Below are 19,243 nucleotides of genomic sequence, written 5' to 3'. Positions count from 1 at the left end.
CGGGGGTCTTCATGTCTCAGCGTGTGAACCGGCTTATTCGGCCTGTTCCGCTTCTTCCTTGGTGACCTCTTCTCCGGTCTCCTGGTCGACGACTTTCATCGACAGGCGGACCTTGCCGCGGTCATCAAAGCCGAGGAGCTTCACGTAGACTTCCTGGCCTTCGGCCACGACGTCGGACGGATGCTTCACGCGCTCATTCTTCATCTGCGACACGTGGACGAGACCGTCCTTCGGGCCGAAGAAGTTCACGAAGGCACCGAAGTCCATGACCTTGACGACCTTGCCCTTGTAGATCTGGCCTTCTTCCGGCTCAGCCGTCAGACCGTGGATCCAGTCGAGCGCAGCCTTGATCGAAGCGGCGTCGGAGGACGACACCTTGATCACGCCATCATCATTGACGTCGACCTTGGCACCAGTGGTTTCGACGATCTCGCGGATCACCTTGCCGCCGGAACCGATCACGTCACGGATCTTGTCCGTGGGGATCTGGATGGTTTCGATGCGCGGGGCGAATTCGCCCAGCTCGGTGCGGGCTTCACCCAGCGCCTTGCCCATCTCTTCCAGGATGTGCATGCGGCCGCCCTTGGCCTGTTCCAGGGCCGTCTGCATGATGTCCTTGGTGATGCCGGCGATCTTGATGTCCATCTGCAGCGAGGTCACGCCTTCAGACGTACCCGCCACCTTGAAGTCCATGTCACCAAGGTGATCTTCATCACCCAGGATGTCGGACAGGACGGCCACGCCTTCCGGATCCTTGATCAGACCCATGGCGATACCCGACACCGGACGCGTGATCGGCACACCGGCATCCATCAGGGCCAGCGAGGAACCACAGACCGTCGCCATGGACGACGAACCATTGGACTCGGTGATCTCGGACACCAGGCGGATCGTGTACGGGAAGTCTTCATGCTTCGGCAGCACAGCGCGCACGGCCCGCCAGGCCAGCTTGCCGTGACCGATTTCCCGGCGCCCCGGAGCCAGACGGAAAGACGTCTCGCCGACCGAATAGGGCGGGAAGTTGTAGTGAAGCAGGAACTTCTCTTTGTAGGTCCCGGTCAGGTCGTCGATGAACTGCTCGTCTTCGCCGGTGCCCAGCGTGGCCACAACGAGGCCCTGGGTTTCACCGCGCGTGAACAGCGCCGAACCGTGCGTACGCGGCAGGATGCCGGCTTCCGACACGATCGGGCGAACCTGGTCGAGCGAACGGCCATCGATACGCTTGCCGGTCTTGATGATGCCACCGCGGACGATGGAGCTTTCCACCGACTTCAGGACATCCTTCAGGACCGTGCCCGGGATGCCGTCCGGACGCTCTTCGGTCAGGGCCAACTCGGCAACGGCTTTTTCCTTCGCCGCGCCAACCGCCGCATAACGCTCGGTCTTGTCGGTGATGGTGTAGGCGGCGGCCAGGTCGGCTTCGACCAGGGCGCGAACCTTGGCTTCTTCCGCGGAGTAGTCGGCCGGGGTGTAATCCCACGGTTCCTTGGCAGCGCGTTCGGCCAGCTTGATGATCATGTCGATGACCGGCTGGAAGGCCTCATGGCCTGCCACGACGGCACCGAGCATGACTTCCTCGGACAGCTCCTTGGCTTCCGATTCCACCATCATCACGGCGTCGGTCGTACCAGCGACGACCAGGTCCAGCGCGCTGTCTTCCATGTCGTCGACGGCCGGGTTGATGACGTATTCGCCATCGATATAGCCGACGCGGGCTGCCCCGATCGGACCCATGAAGGGCAGACCGGACAGGACCAGGGCGGCGGAAGCGCCGACCATGCCGACCACATCCGGGTCGTTTTCCATGTCGTGGGACAGAACGGTGATCATCACCTGGACTTCATTCTTGAAGCCCGGCGCGAACAGCGGACGGATCGGACGGTCAATGAGGCGCGAGGTCAGCGTCTCTTTTTCCGAAGGACGGCCTTCGCGCTTGAAGTAACCACCCGGGATCTTGCCGGCGGCAAAGGTCTTTTCCTGGTAGTTGACGGTGAGGGGGAAGAAGTCCTGCCCCTCTTTCGCGGCTTTGACGCCAACGGCGGTGGCGAGAACCGTGGTCTCGCCATAGGTCACCATGACCGCGCCGTCTGCTTGCCGGGCGACCCGCCCGGTTTCGATGGTGAGCGGGCGACCCGCCCACTCAATCGTTTCTTTTTGAATATCGAACATATCGTCTTTCGTACGGATAGCGTCGCGGATTAGCGGCGCAGGCCAAGCTTCTCGATCAGAGCCTGGTAACGGCTCTCGTCTTTCTTCTTGAGATAGTCGAGAAGACGGCGGCGCTGGGAAACCATCTTAAGAAGGCCGCGACGGGAGTGGTTGTCCTTCTTATGGGTCTTGAAGTGCTCGGTCAGGTTGGAGATCCGTTCGGTCAGAATGGCCACCTGAACTTCGGGCGAGCCCGTATCAACTTTACCACGGGCATTATCTTTGATCAGCGCGGATTTGCGCTCTTGCGTGATCGACATCGTGTTCTCCTAAAACTCTATGTCGCCCCTTACGGGGTCAGGTTGAAAACACGCCAGGGCTGGAACCGTCCGGCCCGGGCGTCACCGATCGCGACTGCCGTGTCTTTGCAAAGCGCCAAAGCCGAGAAAGAACAGTCCCGATCCGCTATGAAAAGCGGGCGTCGCTGCGATTTCAGCTCTTGCGCCTGACGCGGGAGCAGGACGATCGGTCGTCCTTGCTTCAATTGGAAGGCTTCCTCCTCGGTCACGGCCAGGGCCGGGATGTCGTCCAGCGCGGTCTGAACCGGGAGCAGAGCTTCCGAAGCGGCGCCCTTATGGGCCATTTCTTTCAACTCGTCCAGTCTTGTGGATTCCGCTTCTGCGAACCCGCCAACGCGGATTCGGCGCAAAGCGGCAACATGGCCTTCCGTGCCAAGAACTTGGGCGAGATCGCGGGCCAGGGAACGAACATAGGTCCCCTTGCCACACTGCATTTCCAACACCGCCATATCGGCCGTTGGACAGTCCAGCAGGCGCAGCGCATCAATGCAGACGGAACGCGCTTCCAGCTCGAAATCCTCACCATCCCGGGCGAGGTCATAGGCACGCTCGCCATCCACTTTGATCGCGGAATAGGTCGGCGGCACTTGCTGGATATCGCCGAGAAACTGTCCCAGCGCCGCTTCGATCGCTGCACGGTCGGGACGAACCGGGGAGGTGGCGATGATCTCACCCTCTGCATCCAGCGTATCGGTGCGCTCGCCCCATTTCACGGTGAAGCGGTAGACCTTGTCGCCATCCATGGTGAAGGGCACCGTCTTGGTGGCTTCGCCCAAGGCAATCGGCAGAATGCCCGAGGCCAGCGGATCCAGCGTGCCGGCATGTCCGGCCTTGCGGGCATTGAAGAGCCGGCGAACGGCGGAAACGGCCTGTGTGGACGTCATGTCGAGCGGCTTGTCCAGGATCACCCAGCCATGGATGTCCTCACCCTTCTTGCGGCGGCCCATGAAATTCTCCTTCTCTCTCGCCGGGGTTCGGACCCGGTCGCGAAAGGGCGCGCTGATAGACCAGAGCCCCGGCCTCTGCAAGAGGTGGGAGCGCCACGCAGTTTTAGCGGCATCTCCGCTCGAAGCCGATACCGGAATGACCTAGTCTGCTATCAACACTGATTGTCTTGCCCGGTCCCCGATCCATGCGTCGTCTTTTTGCCTGCCTTGTCCTGGTCCTGACCCCTTGCTCCGGACTGTTCACCGCACATGCCCAGATCGACCCGTCCACTCTTGCGGTCCGGCTCGAAAGCGCGCTGGCCCCCGTCACCGAAACCCACGATTTTTCGGGCGTGATCGCTTTTCGCATCGGAGACGGGCCAATCCAGCTGGTCAGTCTGGGCTATGCCGACTGGCAGAGCGGCGCCCGCTTCAGCGGAGAAACCCGTTTTCCTGCCGGCGCGATCACCCGGACCCTGACCCGGGCCATGGCTGACCGGATGCTGGAGGCTGGTACCCTCCATCCCGACACCCCGCTCTCCCGCTATCTGCCGGACCTCGCCGGCGCCGAAGCACTGGCCGTGGGCGACCTGCTCGACCGTACTGGCCGGATCGATCCGGCTGCGGCCGCGCGAACGGCCTGGCTGCCTGACGCAGCCGCCCAGGCCAGTCCGATTGAGCTCGATGAAGCCGCGCTGGCACGGGTAATCGAGATTGCCCGCAATGCCCGGTTCGAAACCCTGATCGCCTCCCGGTTTCTGGGGCCGCTGGATATGGACAACAGCCTCATCCTCGACCGGCATGCCGGGCTGAACGGCCTCGCCACCGGATACACTCCGGGCCCCAGACCCCTGGATCTCCGACCGGCGAGCGACCCGGTGGTCCTGCCCGGGCATGACGGCCTCTACGCGACGGCTCCGGACCTGGTACGGCTGGGCCAGGCGGTGCTGGAACGGCGGATCGACCTTTTCCAGGCCGATGGACGGATGCGCGCGGGCTGGCAAGCCGGTCAACGGGAGGGCTACGCCCATTACGCCATCAGCGTGGCGCCTTCGGGATACCGCACCGGCATTATCGCACTTTCGCCCGGCGAGTTTGTTCTGGCCTATGCCGTCAACATCGAATCCTACCCGGCCGAGGCCGTGCACACGCTGATCCTGGACCTGATCTTCAACGCCGACGCGGATCTGCCCGTCCGGCCGGCGACCGTCGCCCTTGATCCGTCACTCCTTCAGGCAGCCGGCCGCTATCACAGTGCCGTGCTGGGAAGTCTGGAGATGGTGCAAGGCGAAGGCGGCCTGGATATCATCCTGCCGCAATCGGGCCGGCGTGATTACCTGACGCCCGCCGGACCGGATCGCCTGTTCTGGCGCCGCATCGGGACCGAACTGGTTCTGGAACGCGATGAATCCGGACGCGTTGTCCGGCTGACAGGCCGGCGCCTGACGGATGCTGCGGGACGCGCGATCACGCTGGAACGGACAGACCTGCCGCCACTGGAAGCCGAACCGGCCGACTAACCGGGCCTAGTCCTCGTCCTCGCCATGATCCAGATCGCGCTGGACCTGAGGCCGGCGCAAAAGCTCATCGACATGGCTGGCCGTGTCGAAACTGTTGTCCGGATGGAAGTGAAGCTCCGGCGTGAACTTCATGTCGATTTCCCGGCCCAAGCGGCCGCGCAGGAAGCTGGACGCCCGGTTCAGCGCCGCCGCGACCTTGACCTGGTCGCCATGTCCAAGCGGGGCAACATACACCTTCGCCTGCCGCAGATCAGGGCTGGGCCGCACTTCCGTCACCGAGATCAGGACTCCTTCCAGATCCGGATCGCGCATTTCCTCACGCGCGAGAATGTCCACCAGCGCGTGCCGCAACAGCTCACCCGCGCGCAGCTGACGCTGCGACGGTCCTTTGGCGGAAGCAGATTTCTGACGGCGAGCCATGACGGTCTCCCAGGAAGCGGAGGCAGGGCGCGGGGGTGTACGCCCCTCCACAGGCAAAGGCAAGACCTGCCTCTCGCAAGCGTGATGTGCGGCGGGCGCAGGGATCTTCTAAGCCTGTTATCAGACCGGAGGTTCACATGATTGCCATTTTCGCCGCAATGCTGACCTGGCAGACCGACGCGCCCCCCGCACCCGACACAGTCCGCCCGGTCGCCGATGCCTATATGGAGGCCTATCAGGCCCAGGATTTCGAGGTTCTGTCGGGCCTCTATGCCGAAGACGCCATCTTCGTCGATCCGACCTCCTTCGATGTCGCCCCGATCACCTCGCCGATACGCTGGCAGGGCTCGGACGCGATCATTGACGGTATTCAAGGCTGGGGCGTCACCTCGATGCGCTACACGCTGGAGCGCACCTATGAGGCGTCCGGGCATGTGATTTATGACGGAATATCCGATGTAGAATTCGGAACGCCCGAAGGCGCCGTGACCTACCGCTTCCCGATCATCACCATCATCACCGTCGAAAACGGGCAAGTGACCGAGCATCGCGACTATACCGACTATGCCGGAATGCAGAGACAGCCGGACGACGGAACGCCCTAGCCTGACCCCGAACACAAGAAGGGCGGCCCGAGAGCCGCCCTTCCTGATAGTTCCGTTACGAGGCTGAAGACCTAGTCTTCCAGCTTGCGCGCCACTTCCACGACTTCGAAACACTCGATCATGTCGCCCGGCTGAATGTCTTCATAGCGCTCGAACGCCATGCCGCATTCCGTACCCGACTTCACTTCGGACACTTCGTCCTTGAAGCGTTTCAGCGTCTTCAGCTTGCCTTCGTGGATCACTGTGTCGTCGCGCAGCAGACGGACGCCACAGCCACGCTTCACCACGCCTTCGGTCACGCGGCAACCGCCGACCTTGCCGACCTTGGTGATGTTGAAGACTTCCAGGATTTCGGCGTAGCCGATGAAGTCCTCGCGTTTCTCCGGCGACAGCATGCCTTCGATCGTGTTCCGCACATCGTCGAGCACATCATAGATGATCGAGTAGTAGCGGATCTCCACGCCCTCGCGCTCGGCCAGTTCACGGGCCTGCTTGTTGGCACGGACGTTGAAGGCAAAGATCGGAGCGCCCGAGGATTTGGCGAGGAGCACATCGCTTTCATTGATCCCGCCCGGAGCGGCATGAATGACACGAGCCCGCACTTCCTCATTGCCGATCTGCTCGAGCGATTGCTTGATCGCCTCGGCCGAGCCTTGCACGTCGGCCTTGATCAGCAGCGGGAATTCCTTGGTCTCGTCCTGCTTGAGACGCGCCATCATCTGCTCGAGCGAAGCGCCGCCGCTGGCAACGACCCCGGCATCACGCTCCTTGCGCTGGCGGTAGTCGGCGATCTCGCGGGCGCGGCCCTCATTCTCGACGACAGCGAAGACCTCACCCGGATCCGGTGCCCCGTCGAGACCGAGGATCTCGGCCGGAACCGACGGGCCGGCTTCCGTGAGCTGCTGGCCGCGCTCATTGACGAGGGCACGGACACGGCCCCACTGGGCGCCAGCCACAACAATGTCACCGCGCTTCAGCGTGCCGCGGCGCACTAGAACCGTGGCGACCGGGCCACGGCCCTTGTCGACCTGGCTCTCGATCACGATGCCATCGGCTTCGCGATCCGGATTCGCCTTCAGGTCCAGAAGTTCGGCCTGCAGGGAAATCGCTTCGGTCAGGGCTTCAAGGCCTTCGCGCTTCTTCGCCGACACATTGACGGCCTGCACGTCGCCCGACATGGCTTCCACAACGATATTGTGCTGCAGAAGGTCGGTGAGGACCTTGTTCGGATCGGCACCCGGCTTGTCGCACTTGTTGACAGCGACAATGATCGGCGTCCCGGCAGCCTGGGCGTGATTGATCGCCTCAATGGTCTGCGGCATGACGGAGTCATCCGCAGCCACAACCAGGATCACGATATCGGTCGCCTGGGCACCGCGCGAACGCATGGCGGAGAAGGCGGCGTGACCGGGCGTGTCGAGGAAGGTGATCTTGTCACCATTCTTCACCTGGATCTGGTAGGCCCCGATATGCTGGGTGATACCACCGGCCTCGCCTGCGGCCACATCGGAAGACCGCAGCGCATCAAGCAGCGAGGTCTTGCCGTGGTCGACATGGCCCATGACAGCCACGACCGGAGCGCGCGTCTTCTGGTTTTCGACCGGATCATCATCCGCGATGAAGCCCTCTTCCACATCGGCCTCGGAGACGCGCTTCACGATGTGACCGAATTCCTCGACCACCAGTTCGGCAGTATCGGCATCCAGCACGTCATTCACGCGGACCATCTGGCCCTGCTTCATCAGGTATTTCACAACATCGACAGCCCGCTCAGCCATACGGTTGGCCAGGTCGGACACCGTGATGGCTTCCGGCACGATCACTTCACGCTGGAACTTGTCACGGCCACCCGTCGTATCCTGGCGGCGCTGTTTTTCCCGTTCACGGGCGCGGCGGACAGAGGCGAGGGAGCGCTGGCGCTCCTCATCCCCGTCCAGGATGTTCTGGATGGTCAGCTTGCCGCGACGGCGATTGTCCGTCTTGGCACGAGCCGGCTGGGCCTTGGGAGAGGCAGCACCGCCGCCCCCCTTGCGTTTGACCCGGCCGCCCATGGCTTCCAGAGCGGACGCCGCATCATCGGTATCCTTCGCCTTTTCGCGACGGGGCTCTTCCTTGGCCGGCGGAGCCTTGCGGCGCGGCTCGTCATCGCTTTGACGAGCAACTTCCGCTTCCTGCGCGGCACGAGCGGCATTCTCTTCCGCGATCCGGCGGGCTTCGTCCTCGGCCTTGCGGCGCTGTTCGTCCTCGGCTTCGCGGGCTTCACGCTCGCGCTGCTCTTCGAGTTGACGGCGCTCGTCCTCGGCCCGCTGCTCCCGCGCAGCGGCTTCCTCTTTCTGCTTGGCCTCACGGTCAGCGGATTCTGCCCGGGCCCGGGCAATCGCGCGCTGACGTGCGACCAGTTCCTCTTCGGACAAGCCCAGTTGGCGCGCCTTGGCTGCCAGGGCGCTTTCACCGCCCTTGCCGCCAGCCGCACCCGCCTTGCCGGCGGAAGCCCCATCCTTGCCCGGAGTCGCCACACGCTTGCGCTTCTTCTCAACCACCACAGCCTTGGAGCGGCCGCGCGCGAAGCTTTGCTGCACGGTGCCCGAACCGGATCGTTTCAAAGACAGCGGCCGGCGGCCGGACTTGTTGTCGTCTGCGTCGCTCATGCGAGCCTTCCAAATCGGCTTCGTTCCACGCTTCTTCCCGGTAGCCGAATGCCGGAAAGGCGCACTGTTCAAACCTCTACCCGGTTCGAAGGCTCGCTAAACTAGCCAGCTCCGCTCCGGACGCAACCGCTTGCACGGTTCATTCCGCATCTGGCAGGCCATCCTGACCGGCCGGATCGAGGACGCGAAAGCCGGAAAGCTTCCGCATCACCGTCGAGAAAGCCCGCGCCTGCGAGCCTTCCGCCATGCTGGCGTGGACCGTTGGTCCGCGCCCGATTGCCTGGCCGATATCCTCGGCCAGAAAACACCCGGCCACGGGCACATCATCGCCCCAGGCCGCAAAGGTCAGACGGTCCAGTTTCGACCGCCCGTCCCGCGCTGCGTCACTGGCCTCGATACGCCAGGCCGGCCGCGCTGCTTTCACGGCCAACCGGACAGCATCCTGTCCGGCGGCCAGTTCTCCGGCCCGTCGCGCCAGACCGATCAGGTTCAGCGCGCGCTGGGCCAGCAGGGCTTCGATCTGCCCCGCAAAATCATCCGGCACAACAACCGGAGCCCCGAAAGCCCGGTTGAAAGCCTTTTTCTTGACCGCCTGCTCGACCAGCGCCTTGCGGGCGCCGACCCAAGCGCCCCGCCCCGGCAAGCGAGCGGCCAGATCCGGCACGATCACATTGTCGGGGCCCAGGGCGATCCGGATGAGATCGGCTTCCTCGCCAACCTCACCCGTCGCGACGCATCGCCGCTCGCGGTCCTTTTTCATCGCGGATCCGGCTTTAGTCAGCCTCCTTCTCCGCTTCAGCAGCCTCGTCCAGGTCCAGACCCAGCGCTTCAGCTTCCGCTTCCAGCTCGGCCAGGTCCATGTTCGACACATCGAACGCGTCCTCGCCCTCGAGCTCGGCTTCGGTTTCCTCGACTTCCGGCTGCGGCAGGTCTTCCTCGGAAATCCAGCCCGCCGCCACGCGGGCCCGCATGATCATCATCTCGGCGTCTTCAGCCGAAAGATTGAACTCTTCCAGGATACCCGGTTCGCGAACCCGTTCGCCATTCTTGGTCTCGAACCAGCCACGCAGGTCATCCGTGACCAGGCCAGCCAGATCGTCGACCGTTTTGACGTCGTTCTCACCGAACTTCACGGCCATGGCGAGCTCGACACCTTCGATCTCGAGCACGTCATCCTCGACGCCCAGCTCCTTGCGCTTGGCGTCCTGTTCGGCGGCGAGGCGTTCCAGGTAGTCGCGGGCGCGGGCCTGGATTTCCTCGGCGGTATCCTCGTCGAAGCCTTCGATCACCGCGATCTCGCCGAGATCCACATAGGCGATCTCTTCGACATCGGTGAAGCCTTCAGTAGCCAGGAGTTGGGCAATCACTTCGTCAACATCAAGAGCCGCGATGAAGAGTTGCGTGCGCTCGGCGAATTCCTTCTGACGGCGCTCAGACTCCTCTTCCTCGGTCAGGATATCGATCGACCAGCCCGTCAGCTGCGAGGCCAGACGGACATTCTGGCCGCGGCGACCAATGGCGAGCGAGAGCTGCTCGTCCGGCACCACGACCTCGATACGCTGGTCTTCCTCGTCGAGCACGACCTTGGCCACTTCGGCCGGCTGCAGGGCGTTGACGATGAAGGTTGCCGGATCATCCGACCACGGGATGATGTCGATCTTCTCGCCGGCCAGTTCGGACACGACGGCCTGAACGCGCGAACCGCGCATGCCGACGCAGGCGCCGACCGGGTCGATGGAGCCGTCATTGGAGATCACGGCGATCTTGGCGCGCGAACCCGGATCCCGGGCCACGGACGGAATTTCGATAATGCCTTCGTAGACTTCCGGCACTTCCTGCGCGAACAGGGCAGCCATGAAGTCCGGATGGGCGCGCGACAGGAAAATCTGCGGACCGCGGACTTCCTCGCGAACATCATAGATGTAGGCGCGGACCCGCTCATTGTTCTGCAGGTTTTCCCGCGGAATGCCGTCAGCGCGACGGATAATGCCTTCGGCACGACCCAGATCGATGATGACATTGCCGTATTCGACGCGCTTGACGATGCCGTTGACGATCTCGCCGACACGGTCTTTGTACTCGTCGAACTGGCGCTGGCGCTCGGCTTCGCGAACCTTCTGCGTGATCACCTGTTTGGCGGTCTGCGAGGCCACGCGGCCAAATTCGATCGGCGGCAGTTCATCGGAGAAGACCGTGCCGATTTCGGCGGTCTTGTCGATCTTCTGCGCGTCGGCCAACGTGAGCTCCTGGCTCTCGTTCTCGACCTCTTCCACGACCGTCATGTTCCGGGTCAGCGACAGCTCGCCCGTCTTCGGATCGATCTTGGCGCGGATGTCGTTTTCGGCACCATAGCGCGAACGCGCAGCCTTCTGGATCGCCTCTTCGATAGCCTCGATGACGATGCTCTCATCAATCGATTTCTCGGCGGCGACCGCACGGGCGATCTGCAGCAATTCGAGCCGGTTGGCACTTACACCGATGCTCATCGGGCAATTCCTTCAAAAGCATAGAGCGACATCATTCGTCTCCTTCAGTCTGCGACGGGGCTGAACCACCCCGCGCTTTCAAATCCGCCTCGATCAAGGCGTCTGTCAAAACCAGTTTGGCATCCGCGATCCAGTCAAACGGGATCAGCGTCGTTTCGTCTTCGCCATCCATGTCGAGCAGGACGTTTCCGTCCTCGGTTCCCGCCAGCAAGCCCTTGAAGCGCTTGCGGCCCTCGGCCAGGCGATCCAGTTCGATCTTGGCCTCATACCCTTCCCAGCGGTCAAAGTGAGGCAGAGCCGTCAGCGGGCGATCAATCCCGGGCGAGGAAATCTCCAGATCATACTCACCGGAAACCGGATCCTCGACCTCGAACACATCGGACAGGGCCCGCGAAAGTCGTGCGCAATCATCCACATCCACGCCGACACCGTCGAGATGGTCGGTCATGATCTGCAGACGCGGCTTCTTGCCGGACATGACCCGGACCCGCACGATTTCCAGTCCCAGCTCGGCAGCGACCGGCTCGGCCAGGGCAAGGATGCGGTCATCCTGAGGCGTTTTTGTCTTCAAAGCGCTAGGCCCGTTTCAGCAACAAAAAAGAGCGGCCGCCGAAAGCGACCGCTCGATAGCATCATCCGATGCGATCGAACATGTAATGCCTGAGTTATACGCCGGATAAAGGGAGAAGGCAAGCTGCCGATCAGCGCCGCCTTCCTGACCAAATCGTCACTCAACACGCCGCGAAGCGACGCTAGAATAAGTGAAAAGGGTGCGCATTTTAATGAAACTTCACTCAATCAAGCCATCTGGTCTGTCGCTCGCCGCCCTGCTGGGCGTATCTCTCCTCATTCTGTCAGCTGCGCGGGCCCAGACGCCGTTCGACGCCCTGCCGGAAGTGACGCAGGCCGCCCTGATCGCCTGCGATGTGGATGCCGACGAAACCAACACGCTGCTCGCCCTTGATCCGCGCGCCTTCGACCAGGATTTCTCCGGGGGGTGGCGGCCGATCGGGAACAGGGACTGTCATGTCGCGGCGGCCGGGCTGATCCTGGGCTATATCGACCAGACAAGCTACGATCTCGGCGATCGCCAGATACGGCTGATGCGCTGGCATGCCGGCCAAATGATGGCCTATGCCGGTGACTACGCCTCGGCCATCGACCTTCTGGAGGACACCCATAACCCGGACAGCGACGATCCGAGCTGGAATCTCTATGTCGACGCCACGCTGGCCTTCCTGAGACGCGACCGGGATGCGATCCAGGCCGTCCGTGACCAATTGGCCGCCGTCCCCGTCTCAGAAGAAGAACAGGAGGCCCGCAGGCAGTTCCTGCGTGACAATCCACGCATCCGCATGCCCAGCGGCTTCGTGACCGAACCTGCGAACCTGCCCGTGGTGGACCGGCTGCTCGACTGTTTCGACGCCGATTACGGAACCGCCTATCAGGGCGAGTGCGACTAGACCCGGACCCAGTCCATGAAGACCGGTCGGCAATCGCCCAGGCCCTTGGTCTCGTAGCGCGTGGTGATGTGGTCGGCGGGCGGAATGCGCCAGTCATCGGCGGTCGACGCCTGCCAGGCAAAGCGGTCGTCAAACTCGAATTCGGCCATGCAGTGATCGGCGTAGGATTTCACATCCGTGGCGATCCGCAGTTTTCCCCCCGGCTTCAGAAGACGGGCAAAATCATCGCGGGTGTTCGGCTGGACGAAACGGCGCTTGGCGTGGCGTTTCTTGTGCCAGGGGTCCGGAAAGAGCAGGAATATCCGGTCCAGCACGCCATCGGCAAAGCGTGGCAGGGCCTCGCGGGCATCACCGCGCCACAGGCGGACATTCTCCAGATCCTTGTCCTCGACATAAGTCATCGCCTTGGCGACACCATTGAGGAAGGGCTCGATCCCGATATAGCCGGTCTTGCGATGGAGGTCCGCCTGGCCGGCGAGATGCTCGCCGCCGCCAAATCCGATTTCCAGGACACGGGCCTCGCTGTCGGGGAACAGGGCGACCGGATCGATCATACCCGTTTCCGGCAGGGTCATCTGCGGCAGACGATGGTCGACAAGCCCCTGTTGGCGCGCCGACAGGGGTTTGCCCTGGGAACGGCCAAAGAGGCGGAATTCGGGTCGGTCTTCAGGTGGCAGGCTCATGCGCCGCGATCTAGCCGCTCGCGACCGGCCTGAAAAGGCCGGACCTGCGCGAGATCAGCGCGCTGCGGCTTCCTCGGCCTCGGCGGCCAGGGTCCGAACCAGTTCCAGGACCCGGCGACGGACCTTGGAATCCTCGATGCGCGAGAACGCCTCCGCCAGGGAAACGCCGTCGGAACTCTGAATGAAATCATAGACAAGCGGTGTCTGGCCATTGTCAGCCACGCCCGTTTCAGCCACTTCCTCACCCAGGCCCTCAAAAAAGAATTGGACCGGGACATTGAGGACGCAGGACAGGCGATAGAGACGGCTGGCCCCGACCCGGTTGGCACCACGCTCATATTTCTGGACCTGCTGGAAGGTCACGCCGAGCTCATCGCCCAGCTTCTCCTGGCTCATCTTGAGCAATTGCCGCCGAAGGCGGATACGGGATCCGACATGAATATCAATCGGATTAGGGCCCCGGGGGTTGGGTCTGGTCATCGATACACCTCGAATCCAGTTTCTTAAAAGGACCTAACCCGCAAGACGCTACCACAACCATCGCGTGGGTCCATAATCACTTTCGATTCATGGCTGCGATTTCAGGCGCCGCAATTTCCGGCCATGGCGCTGGAGCGTGACCCCGGCCAGCACGATCAGGCTGATCAGCCAGGCCGGCCAGTCCCCCCAGCTCATATAGGGCGGGGCCTGGATCGGCAGGGGCAGGGAAACATCGGTCACCCCGGTCACCTCCGGTGCAAGCTCGACACGGGCGCGACCCGCCGCGTCGACAATCCCGGACACGCCGCGCGAGGCCGAGCGGACCATGGGCAGACCGGTCTCGATACTGCGATACCGGGCCTGGTTGAAATGCTGTTGCGGGCCCGCCGTCGCCCCGAACCAGGCATCATTGGACACATTCAGCATCCAGGCCGGGCGCTCCGGCATGGAGCGCACAAAGCCCGGGAAAATGGCCTCATAGCAGATCAGCGGCATCACTGGCGGCACGCCGGTCACGGTCAGGACCGAGGCGGCCGGTCCCGGCGTGAACTGGTAGCGGGTGAACTCGTCAAATCCGATCAGGCGCAGCAACCAGGACATCGGCACCATCTCGCCGAACGGGGTCAGCCGGACCTTGTCATACAAGCCCTCGATCCGCGGCGAACCGCCCGGGAAGCGCATCACGGCCAGCGCATTGTAATAGGCGGGTCCCGATTCCAGCCGCGCCCGCCGGTTGACCCCGGCGATCAGGATCTGCCCGCCGGACAGGGTCTCACCGATCCGGCCCAGCGTATCGCCATCATCCAGCATGAAGATCGGCAGCGCGCCTTCCGGCCAGACGACATGGGTCACCGCGTCCAGACCCGGTTCGGCGGTCAGGGCCAGATAGCGGTCACGCGCCAGATCGCCCCCGTCCGGCCCCCATTTTTCCGCCTGGCTCAAGCCGGCCTCAACCAGACGTATGCGGACATCCGGCTGCTCCCCATCCGGCATGCCGGACAGGCGCAGCGCGCCGAAACAGGCCAGGATGAGCGCCAGTATGGCCGCCGCCATCACCGGCATGAGCCGCGTGACCCGGAAACGCGAGCCGAAGGCCACGGCCGGCGAGGCCAGCATGTAGACGGTCAGGAAGGTCAGCCCGTACACGCCCGCCCAGGAGGCGGTCTGGCTGATCAGCCCACCGGCCTGCCACGTATAGGCCGGCAAATTCCAAGGCAGGCCGCCGAACAAGTGCCCGCGCACGCCTTCGGTCAGGGTGACAACCGCGGCGAACACCAGAATGCGCCATTCCGATCGCTGCGCCAGCAGCACATAGAGCACCCCCGCCAGTCCCCAGAACACGGCCAGCAGGGTCGCAAACCCAGGCAGGGCAATCGGCACCAGGGCGCCATAGCCGGGACCCCGGGTAAAGAAGGCGAAGGCAATCCAGAACGTGCCCGCCAGGAAAAAACCGAATCCGAACAGGAAGCCGCGCAGCAGAGCCGAACGCAGGGGCCGGTCGGTCCGCCGTGCGCCGTCCAGGCTCCACAGGAAGAGGCAGAGCCCGGCCGCCATTGCCGGCCAGAGATGGAGCGGAGCCATGGCCAGGGCCGAGCTCGCGCCGGCCAGAACCAGATAGAGCCGATGCCGCCAGCCCCGCCGCGCGGCCAGCCAGGCCCGCGGACGCATCACCGAGAGACGGCGCCAATTCATGATGCGGTTCCGGCTCCGTCACCCTCGTCCGGCGCGGCGGCCTTGGGCTTTTTCGACGGGGCGCGCACCCGCATGCGCTTGATGCGGCGGCTGTCGGCTTCCAGAACCTCGAATTCATAACCGGTCGGGTGACCGATCACCTCACCGCGTTCGGGCACGCGGCCGATCAGGGTAAATACCAGGCCGCCCAGACTGTCGACATCCTCGTCTTCGTCCTCGGCCGCGATCTCCTCGCCGACCACGCCTTCGAACACGTCGATCTCGGCCCGGGCATCGACATCCCAGACCCCCGGACCGCGGGCGCGGATCAGCGGGGAATCCTCGTCATCATGCTCATCCTCGATATCGCCGACGATGGGCTCGATCAGGTCTTCCAGCGTCACCAGCCCGTCCGTGCCGCCATATTCATCGACGACCAGGGCCAGATGCATGCGGCGGCCCTGCATGCGGCGCAAGAGGTCCATGGCCTTCATCGAGGGCGGGGCAAACAGGAGCGGGCGGGCAATGGAGGGCAGGACTTCCTTGGTCAGCCAACCGGCCGGACGGCGGCCCGAGGCGGGCGGCGCCAGATGGGCGATCACATCCTTGATGTGCACGACACCGACCGGATCATCCAGCGTTTCCCGGTAGATGGGCAGGCGCGAATGGGCGGCATCGGCGAAGATCTTGGCCAGTTCACCCAGCGGGGTGGAGACTTCCACGCCGACAATATCGGCGCGCGGCACCATGACATCGGCGACCCGCAATTGTTCCAGCGCATCGGCCTCGATGGAGGGGTGATGCGGAACCGGCGACGGCGCTGCGAGCGTCTCGGCCTCGCCCCGGCCCAACAAGCGGTCCAGGATAGAGCGACGCGGCGTTCCGTTGGCAGAATTGGTATCAGCCATGGTTCACCCCGCCGGGGCGTATTCGGTCATTCGGCATAGGGATCGCTGACACCCAGCCGGGCCAGCGCCCGGCGTTCAAGGTCTTCCATGTGTTCGGCTTCATCATCGTCCTGATGATCATAACCCTGCAAATGCAGGAATCCATGCACGATTAGGTGCCGCAAATGGTCTTCCACGGAAACCCGCTTGTCGGCGGCCTCCCGCTCGACCACGCCCCAGGCCAGGGCCACGTCACCGAGATGATTGTCGGCATGTTCGGAGGCAGGAAAGGAGAGGACATTGGTCGGCCCCTCCTTGCCGCGGAAACTCTTGTTGAGCTGGGCCACGGCATCATCGCCGGTCAGCAGGATCGCGATCACGCCGGGCAAAATATCATCAATCTCGCACTGGGCGGCGGCGATGGCGGTTTCAGCGAGGGCGGATTTGCCCTCCAGCCTGTCCCAGGCCTCGTCCTCGACGATCAAATCGACTGCGTTCATCGGTCCCGATCGGCACCCGCAGGCTTGCGGGCATCTTCCTCATAGGCTTCCACGATCCGGGCGACCAGATCATGCCGGACCACATCAACACGCGAAAAGCGTGTGATGGCAACACCTTTGGTGTTTTTGAGCAGGTCCAGCGCATGCGGCAGGCCGGACGGATCGCGCGGACCGAGGTCCACCTGGCTCGGGTCTCCGGTCACCGCCATGCGGGAGCCTTCCCCCAGACGGGTCAGCACCATCTGCATCTGCGCGCGCGACGCATTCTGGGCCTCATCGACCACGATGAAGGCCCGGTTGAGCGTACGGCCGCGCATGAAGGCGATCGGCGCCACCTCGATGCGGCCATCCTCGCGCATCTTCTCCAGCTGGTACCGCCCCAGAGTATCGGCGAGCGCATCCCAGACCGGCAGGAGATAGGGATCGACCTTCTCGTTCAGATCCCCCGGCAGGAAGCCCAGCTTCTCGCCCGCCTCGACGGCCGGACGGGTGATGATGAGTTTTTCCACCTTGTGCTGGACCAGAAGCGAGGCGCCATAGGCGACCGCCAGCAGGGTCTTGCCGGTGCCAGCCGGGCCGACGCCGAAGATCAGGTCATAGGCCTTCTCATTCTTGAGCTGGCGCACATATTCGCGCTGACCATCCGTACGGGCGATCAGGCTGGAGCCGCGCGGGACACGGATGACACCGTCATCGGGACCCGCATCCGGCTCGTCGCGGTCGCGCATGCGCAGGGCGGCGCGGACGGCGGCCTCATCGCAGGTCAGCCCGTGTTCCAGACTGTCATAGAGGCGCCGGATGACCCGCTTGGCATCATCGCGGGCGGCGACATCCTCGCCGGAAATCACGATCTGTCCGCCTCCGGGGGCCGACAGGCGCACGCCCAGCTCCTGCTCGATCATGATCAGGAAACGGTCGCCCGCCCCGGCCAGACCGCGCAGGCGTTCGGCATCATCAAAGAAGACGGTCTCGGCGGCTTGGCGTTTGGGCTTGGCCGCGCGGGAGCGGGAGGTCGGGGTTTTCGCTGCGGTCACGCGGCGCTCCTCTCCCCGTCCACAAGCTGGCCGGTGAGGGCGTTGCGCGAGGCTGCTTCGATGCGGACATCGGCAATCCGGCCGATCAGATGGTCCGGACCGTCGACATGGACGGACTGGAGATAGGGCGAACGGCCGTGAAGCTGGCCATCCTTGCGGCCAGCCTTCTCGAACAGGACCGGCAGGGTGCGCCCGATCTGGCTTTCATTGAATGCGACCTGCTGCTGGTTGAGCAGGTCCTGCAGGATTGCCAGGCGCTCGGTTTTCACCGCTTCATCCACCTGGTTGAACATGGCCGCGCCCGGTGTGCCCGGACGGCGCGAATACTTGAAGGAGAAGCAGGAGGCGTAATTGACCTGGCGGACCAGGTTCAGCGTGTCCTCGAAATCCTTGTCGGTCTCGCCCGGGAAGCCGACGATCATGTCGCCGGAAATGGCGATGTCGGACCGCGCCGCGCGCAGGCGCTCGATGATCGCCAGATACTCTTCGCCGGTATGCTGGCGGTTCATGGCTTTCAGGATCTTGTCCGAGCCCGACTGAACCGGCAGGTGGAAATAGGGCATCAGCTTGGGCGTGTCGGCGAAGGCCTGGATCAGGTCCTCTTCCATGTCGCGCGGATGCGAGGTGGTGAAGCGGATACGCTCGATCCCGCCGATCAGGGCGAGATGGCGGACCAGCTGGCCCAGCCCCCAGGGTCCGTCCGCTTCACGGCCGGCCGGCGGCTCGCCATGGAAGGCGTTGACGTTCTGGCCCAGCAGGGTCACCTCACGCACACCCTTGGCCGCCAGGGCGCGGACCTCGGCGACGATCTGGTCGACCGGGCGGGACCATTCCGCGCCGCGCGTATAGGGCACGACACAGAAGGTGCAGAACTTGTCGCAACCTTCCTGGACCGTCACGAAGGCCGTATGGCCGTCGACCTGGCGGTCATTGCCCAGCTTGTCGAACTTGTCCTCGACCTCGAACTCCGTATCCAGCGCCTCGCCGCGGGCGCGGTGGGTCTGGGCGATCAGTTCGGGGAGTTTGTGATAGGTCTGCGGGCCGACGACGAGATCGACGACCGGCGCGCGCTTCATGATTTCCGCGCCCTCGGCCTGGGCGACACAGCCGGCCACGGCAATCGTCATGCCGCCGGAGGCCGCCTTCTCATCCTTCAGCGGACGCAGACGGCCCAGCTCGGAATAGACTTTCTCGGCCGCCTTCTCGCGGATGTGGCAGGTATTGAGAATGACCAGATCGGCGCCATCGGGCTCCTCCGCCGGCTCATAGCCCAGCGGTGCCAGCACGTCCCGCATCCGTTCGGAGTCATAGACATTCATCTGGCAGCCATAGGTCTTGATAAACAGGCGTTTGCGCGTCGAACTCATGAAACCTTGCGGACCGCGGCGGCGATCCGTCCTTGCAGCCTCTCCC

At 63.7% G+C, this 19,243-nt stretch carries 18 protein-coding genes; 3 read left to right on the top strand and 15 right to left on the bottom strand.

What is annotated here, in order from left to right; all coding sequences use genetic code 11:
* Positions 1-33: 33 nt before the first annotated feature.
* The 3 genes from pnp to truB are packed head-to-tail and all read right to left on the bottom strand — an operon-like array spanning position 34 to position 3,454.
* Entirely contained in the window at positions 34-2,169 is a 2,136-nt protein-coding gene (gene pnp, locus FCS99_RS04825; protein ID WP_138510940.1) for a polyribonucleotide nucleotidyltransferase, read from the bottom strand.
* A 29-nt stretch (positions 2,170-2,198) separates the two neighbouring features.
* Positions 2,199-2,468, bottom strand: a complete 270-nt coding sequence (gene rpsO, locus FCS99_RS04820) for a 30S ribosomal protein S15 (protein ID WP_138510939.1) — start codon at positions 2,466-2,468, stop codon at positions 2,199-2,201.
* Between the two features lie 29 nt (positions 2,469-2,497).
* The gene (gene truB, locus FCS99_RS04815) at positions 2,498-3,454 is read right to left on the bottom strand and encodes a tRNA pseudouridine(55) synthase TruB (protein WP_138510938.1); all 957 of its coding nucleotides are present in this window, start codon (positions 3,452-3,454) and stop codon (positions 2,498-2,500) included.
* Positions 3,455-3,639: 185 nt separating this feature from the next.
* Between truB and FCS99_RS04810 the strand changes: the two genes are divergently transcribed.
* A complete protein-coding gene (locus FCS99_RS04810; RefSeq protein WP_138510937.1) occupies positions 3,640-4,953 on the top strand; it encodes a serine hydrolase domain-containing protein in 1,314 nt (437 codons plus the stop codon).
* A gap of 6 nt (positions 4,954-4,959) precedes the next feature.
* On the opposite strand, the gene rbfA is transcribed toward FCS99_RS04810, so the two are convergent.
* The gene (rbfA, locus tag FCS99_RS04805) at positions 4,960-5,373 is read right to left on the bottom strand and encodes a 30S ribosome-binding factor RbfA (RefSeq protein WP_138510936.1); all 414 of its coding nucleotides are present in this window, start codon (positions 5,371-5,373) and stop codon (positions 4,960-4,962) included.
* Positions 5,374-5,510: 137 nt separating this feature from the next.
* Here rbfA and FCS99_RS04800 point away from each other — a divergent pair, with 137 nt between their 5' ends.
* Positions 5,511-5,978, top strand: coding sequence for a nuclear transport factor 2 family protein (locus tag FCS99_RS04800; RefSeq protein ID WP_138510935.1), 468 nt, complete (start codon positions 5,511-5,513; stop codon positions 5,976-5,978).
* Between the two features lie 71 nt (positions 5,979-6,049).
* Here FCS99_RS04800 and infB read toward each other — a convergent pair whose 3' ends face one another.
* From infB to rimP, 4 genes are all read right to left on the bottom strand, one after another.
* Complete coding sequence (gene infB, locus FCS99_RS04795; protein WP_138510934.1) at positions 6,050-8,626, bottom strand: translation initiation factor IF-2; 2,577 nt, start codon at positions 8,624-8,626, stop codon at positions 6,050-6,052.
* Positions 8,627-8,765: 139 nt separating this feature from the next.
* The gene (locus FCS99_RS04790) at positions 8,766-9,497 is read right to left on the bottom strand and encodes an RNA-binding protein (protein ID WP_267899608.1); all 732 of its coding nucleotides are present in this window, start codon (positions 9,495-9,497) and stop codon (positions 8,766-8,768) included.
* Positions 9,400-11,112, bottom strand: a complete 1,713-nt coding sequence (nusA, locus tag FCS99_RS04785) for a transcription termination factor NusA (protein WP_138510932.1) — start codon at positions 11,110-11,112, stop codon at positions 9,400-9,402. Before nusA ends, FCS99_RS04790 begins: the two co-directional genes overlap by 98 nt.
* A gap of 31 nt (positions 11,113-11,143) precedes the next feature.
* On the bottom strand, positions 11,144-11,683 hold the full coding sequence (gene rimP / locus FCS99_RS04780) for a ribosome maturation factor RimP (RefSeq protein ID WP_138510931.1): 540 nt from the start codon (positions 11,681-11,683) through the stop codon (positions 11,144-11,146).
* 211 nt (positions 11,684-11,894) lie between these two features.
* On the opposite strand from rimP, the gene FCS99_RS04775 reads away from it, so the two are divergent.
* Positions 11,895-12,575, top strand: coding sequence for a hypothetical protein (locus FCS99_RS04775; protein WP_138510930.1), 681 nt, complete (start codon positions 11,895-11,897; stop codon positions 12,573-12,575).
* Here FCS99_RS04775 and trmB read toward each other — a convergent pair.
* The 7 genes from trmB to miaB all read right to left on the bottom strand — a co-directional run bounded on the left by trmB (position 12,572) and on the right by miaB (position 19,197).
* A complete protein-coding gene (gene trmB / locus FCS99_RS04770) occupies positions 12,572-13,258 on the bottom strand; it encodes a tRNA (guanosine(46)-N7)-methyltransferase TrmB (RefSeq protein WP_138510929.1) in 687 nt (228 codons plus the stop codon). The two genes, FCS99_RS04775 and trmB, sit on opposite strands and share 4 nt — an antisense overlap.
* A 54-nt stretch (positions 13,259-13,312) precedes the next feature.
* On the bottom strand, positions 13,313-13,738 hold the full coding sequence (locus FCS99_RS04765; RefSeq protein WP_138510928.1) for a helix-turn-helix domain-containing protein: 426 nt from the start codon (positions 13,736-13,738) through the stop codon (positions 13,313-13,315).
* 87 nt (positions 13,739-13,825) lie between these two features.
* Positions 13,826-15,430, bottom strand: coding sequence for an apolipoprotein N-acyltransferase (gene lnt, locus FCS99_RS04760; RefSeq protein ID WP_138510927.1), 1,605 nt, complete (start codon positions 15,428-15,430; stop codon positions 13,826-13,828).
* Complete coding sequence (locus FCS99_RS04755) at positions 15,427-16,317, bottom strand: transporter associated domain-containing protein (RefSeq protein ID WP_138510926.1); 891 nt, start codon at positions 16,315-16,317, stop codon at positions 15,427-15,429. Before FCS99_RS04755 ends, lnt begins: the two co-directional genes overlap by 4 nt.
* Before the next feature lie 26 nt (positions 16,318-16,343).
* Positions 16,344-16,796 (bottom strand): rRNA maturation RNase YbeY, encoded by a 453-nt coding sequence (gene ybeY, locus FCS99_RS04750; RefSeq protein ID WP_138510925.1) that lies wholly within the window; start codon positions 16,794-16,796, stop codon positions 16,344-16,346.
* Positions 16,793-17,830: a PhoH family protein gene (locus tag FCS99_RS04745; protein ID WP_138510924.1), complete on the bottom strand. Its 1,038-nt coding sequence runs from the start codon at positions 17,828-17,830 to the stop codon at positions 16,793-16,795. Before FCS99_RS04745 ends, ybeY begins: the two co-directional genes overlap by 4 nt.
* Positions 17,827-19,197, bottom strand: a complete 1,371-nt coding sequence (gene miaB / locus FCS99_RS04740) for a tRNA (N6-isopentenyl adenosine(37)-C2)-methylthiotransferase MiaB (protein ID WP_138510923.1) — start codon at positions 19,195-19,197, stop codon at positions 17,827-17,829. Before miaB ends, FCS99_RS04745 begins: the two co-directional genes overlap by 4 nt.
* Positions 19,198-19,243 lie beyond the last annotated feature (46 nt).

The organism is Maricaulis alexandrii (assembly GCF_005871165.1).
Lineage (GTDB): Bacteria > Pseudomonadota > Alphaproteobacteria > Caulobacterales > Maricaulaceae > Maricaulis > Maricaulis alexandrii.
Note: the sequence above shows the minus strand (reverse complement) of the source record. Positions and strands in the feature narration are given on the sequence as shown.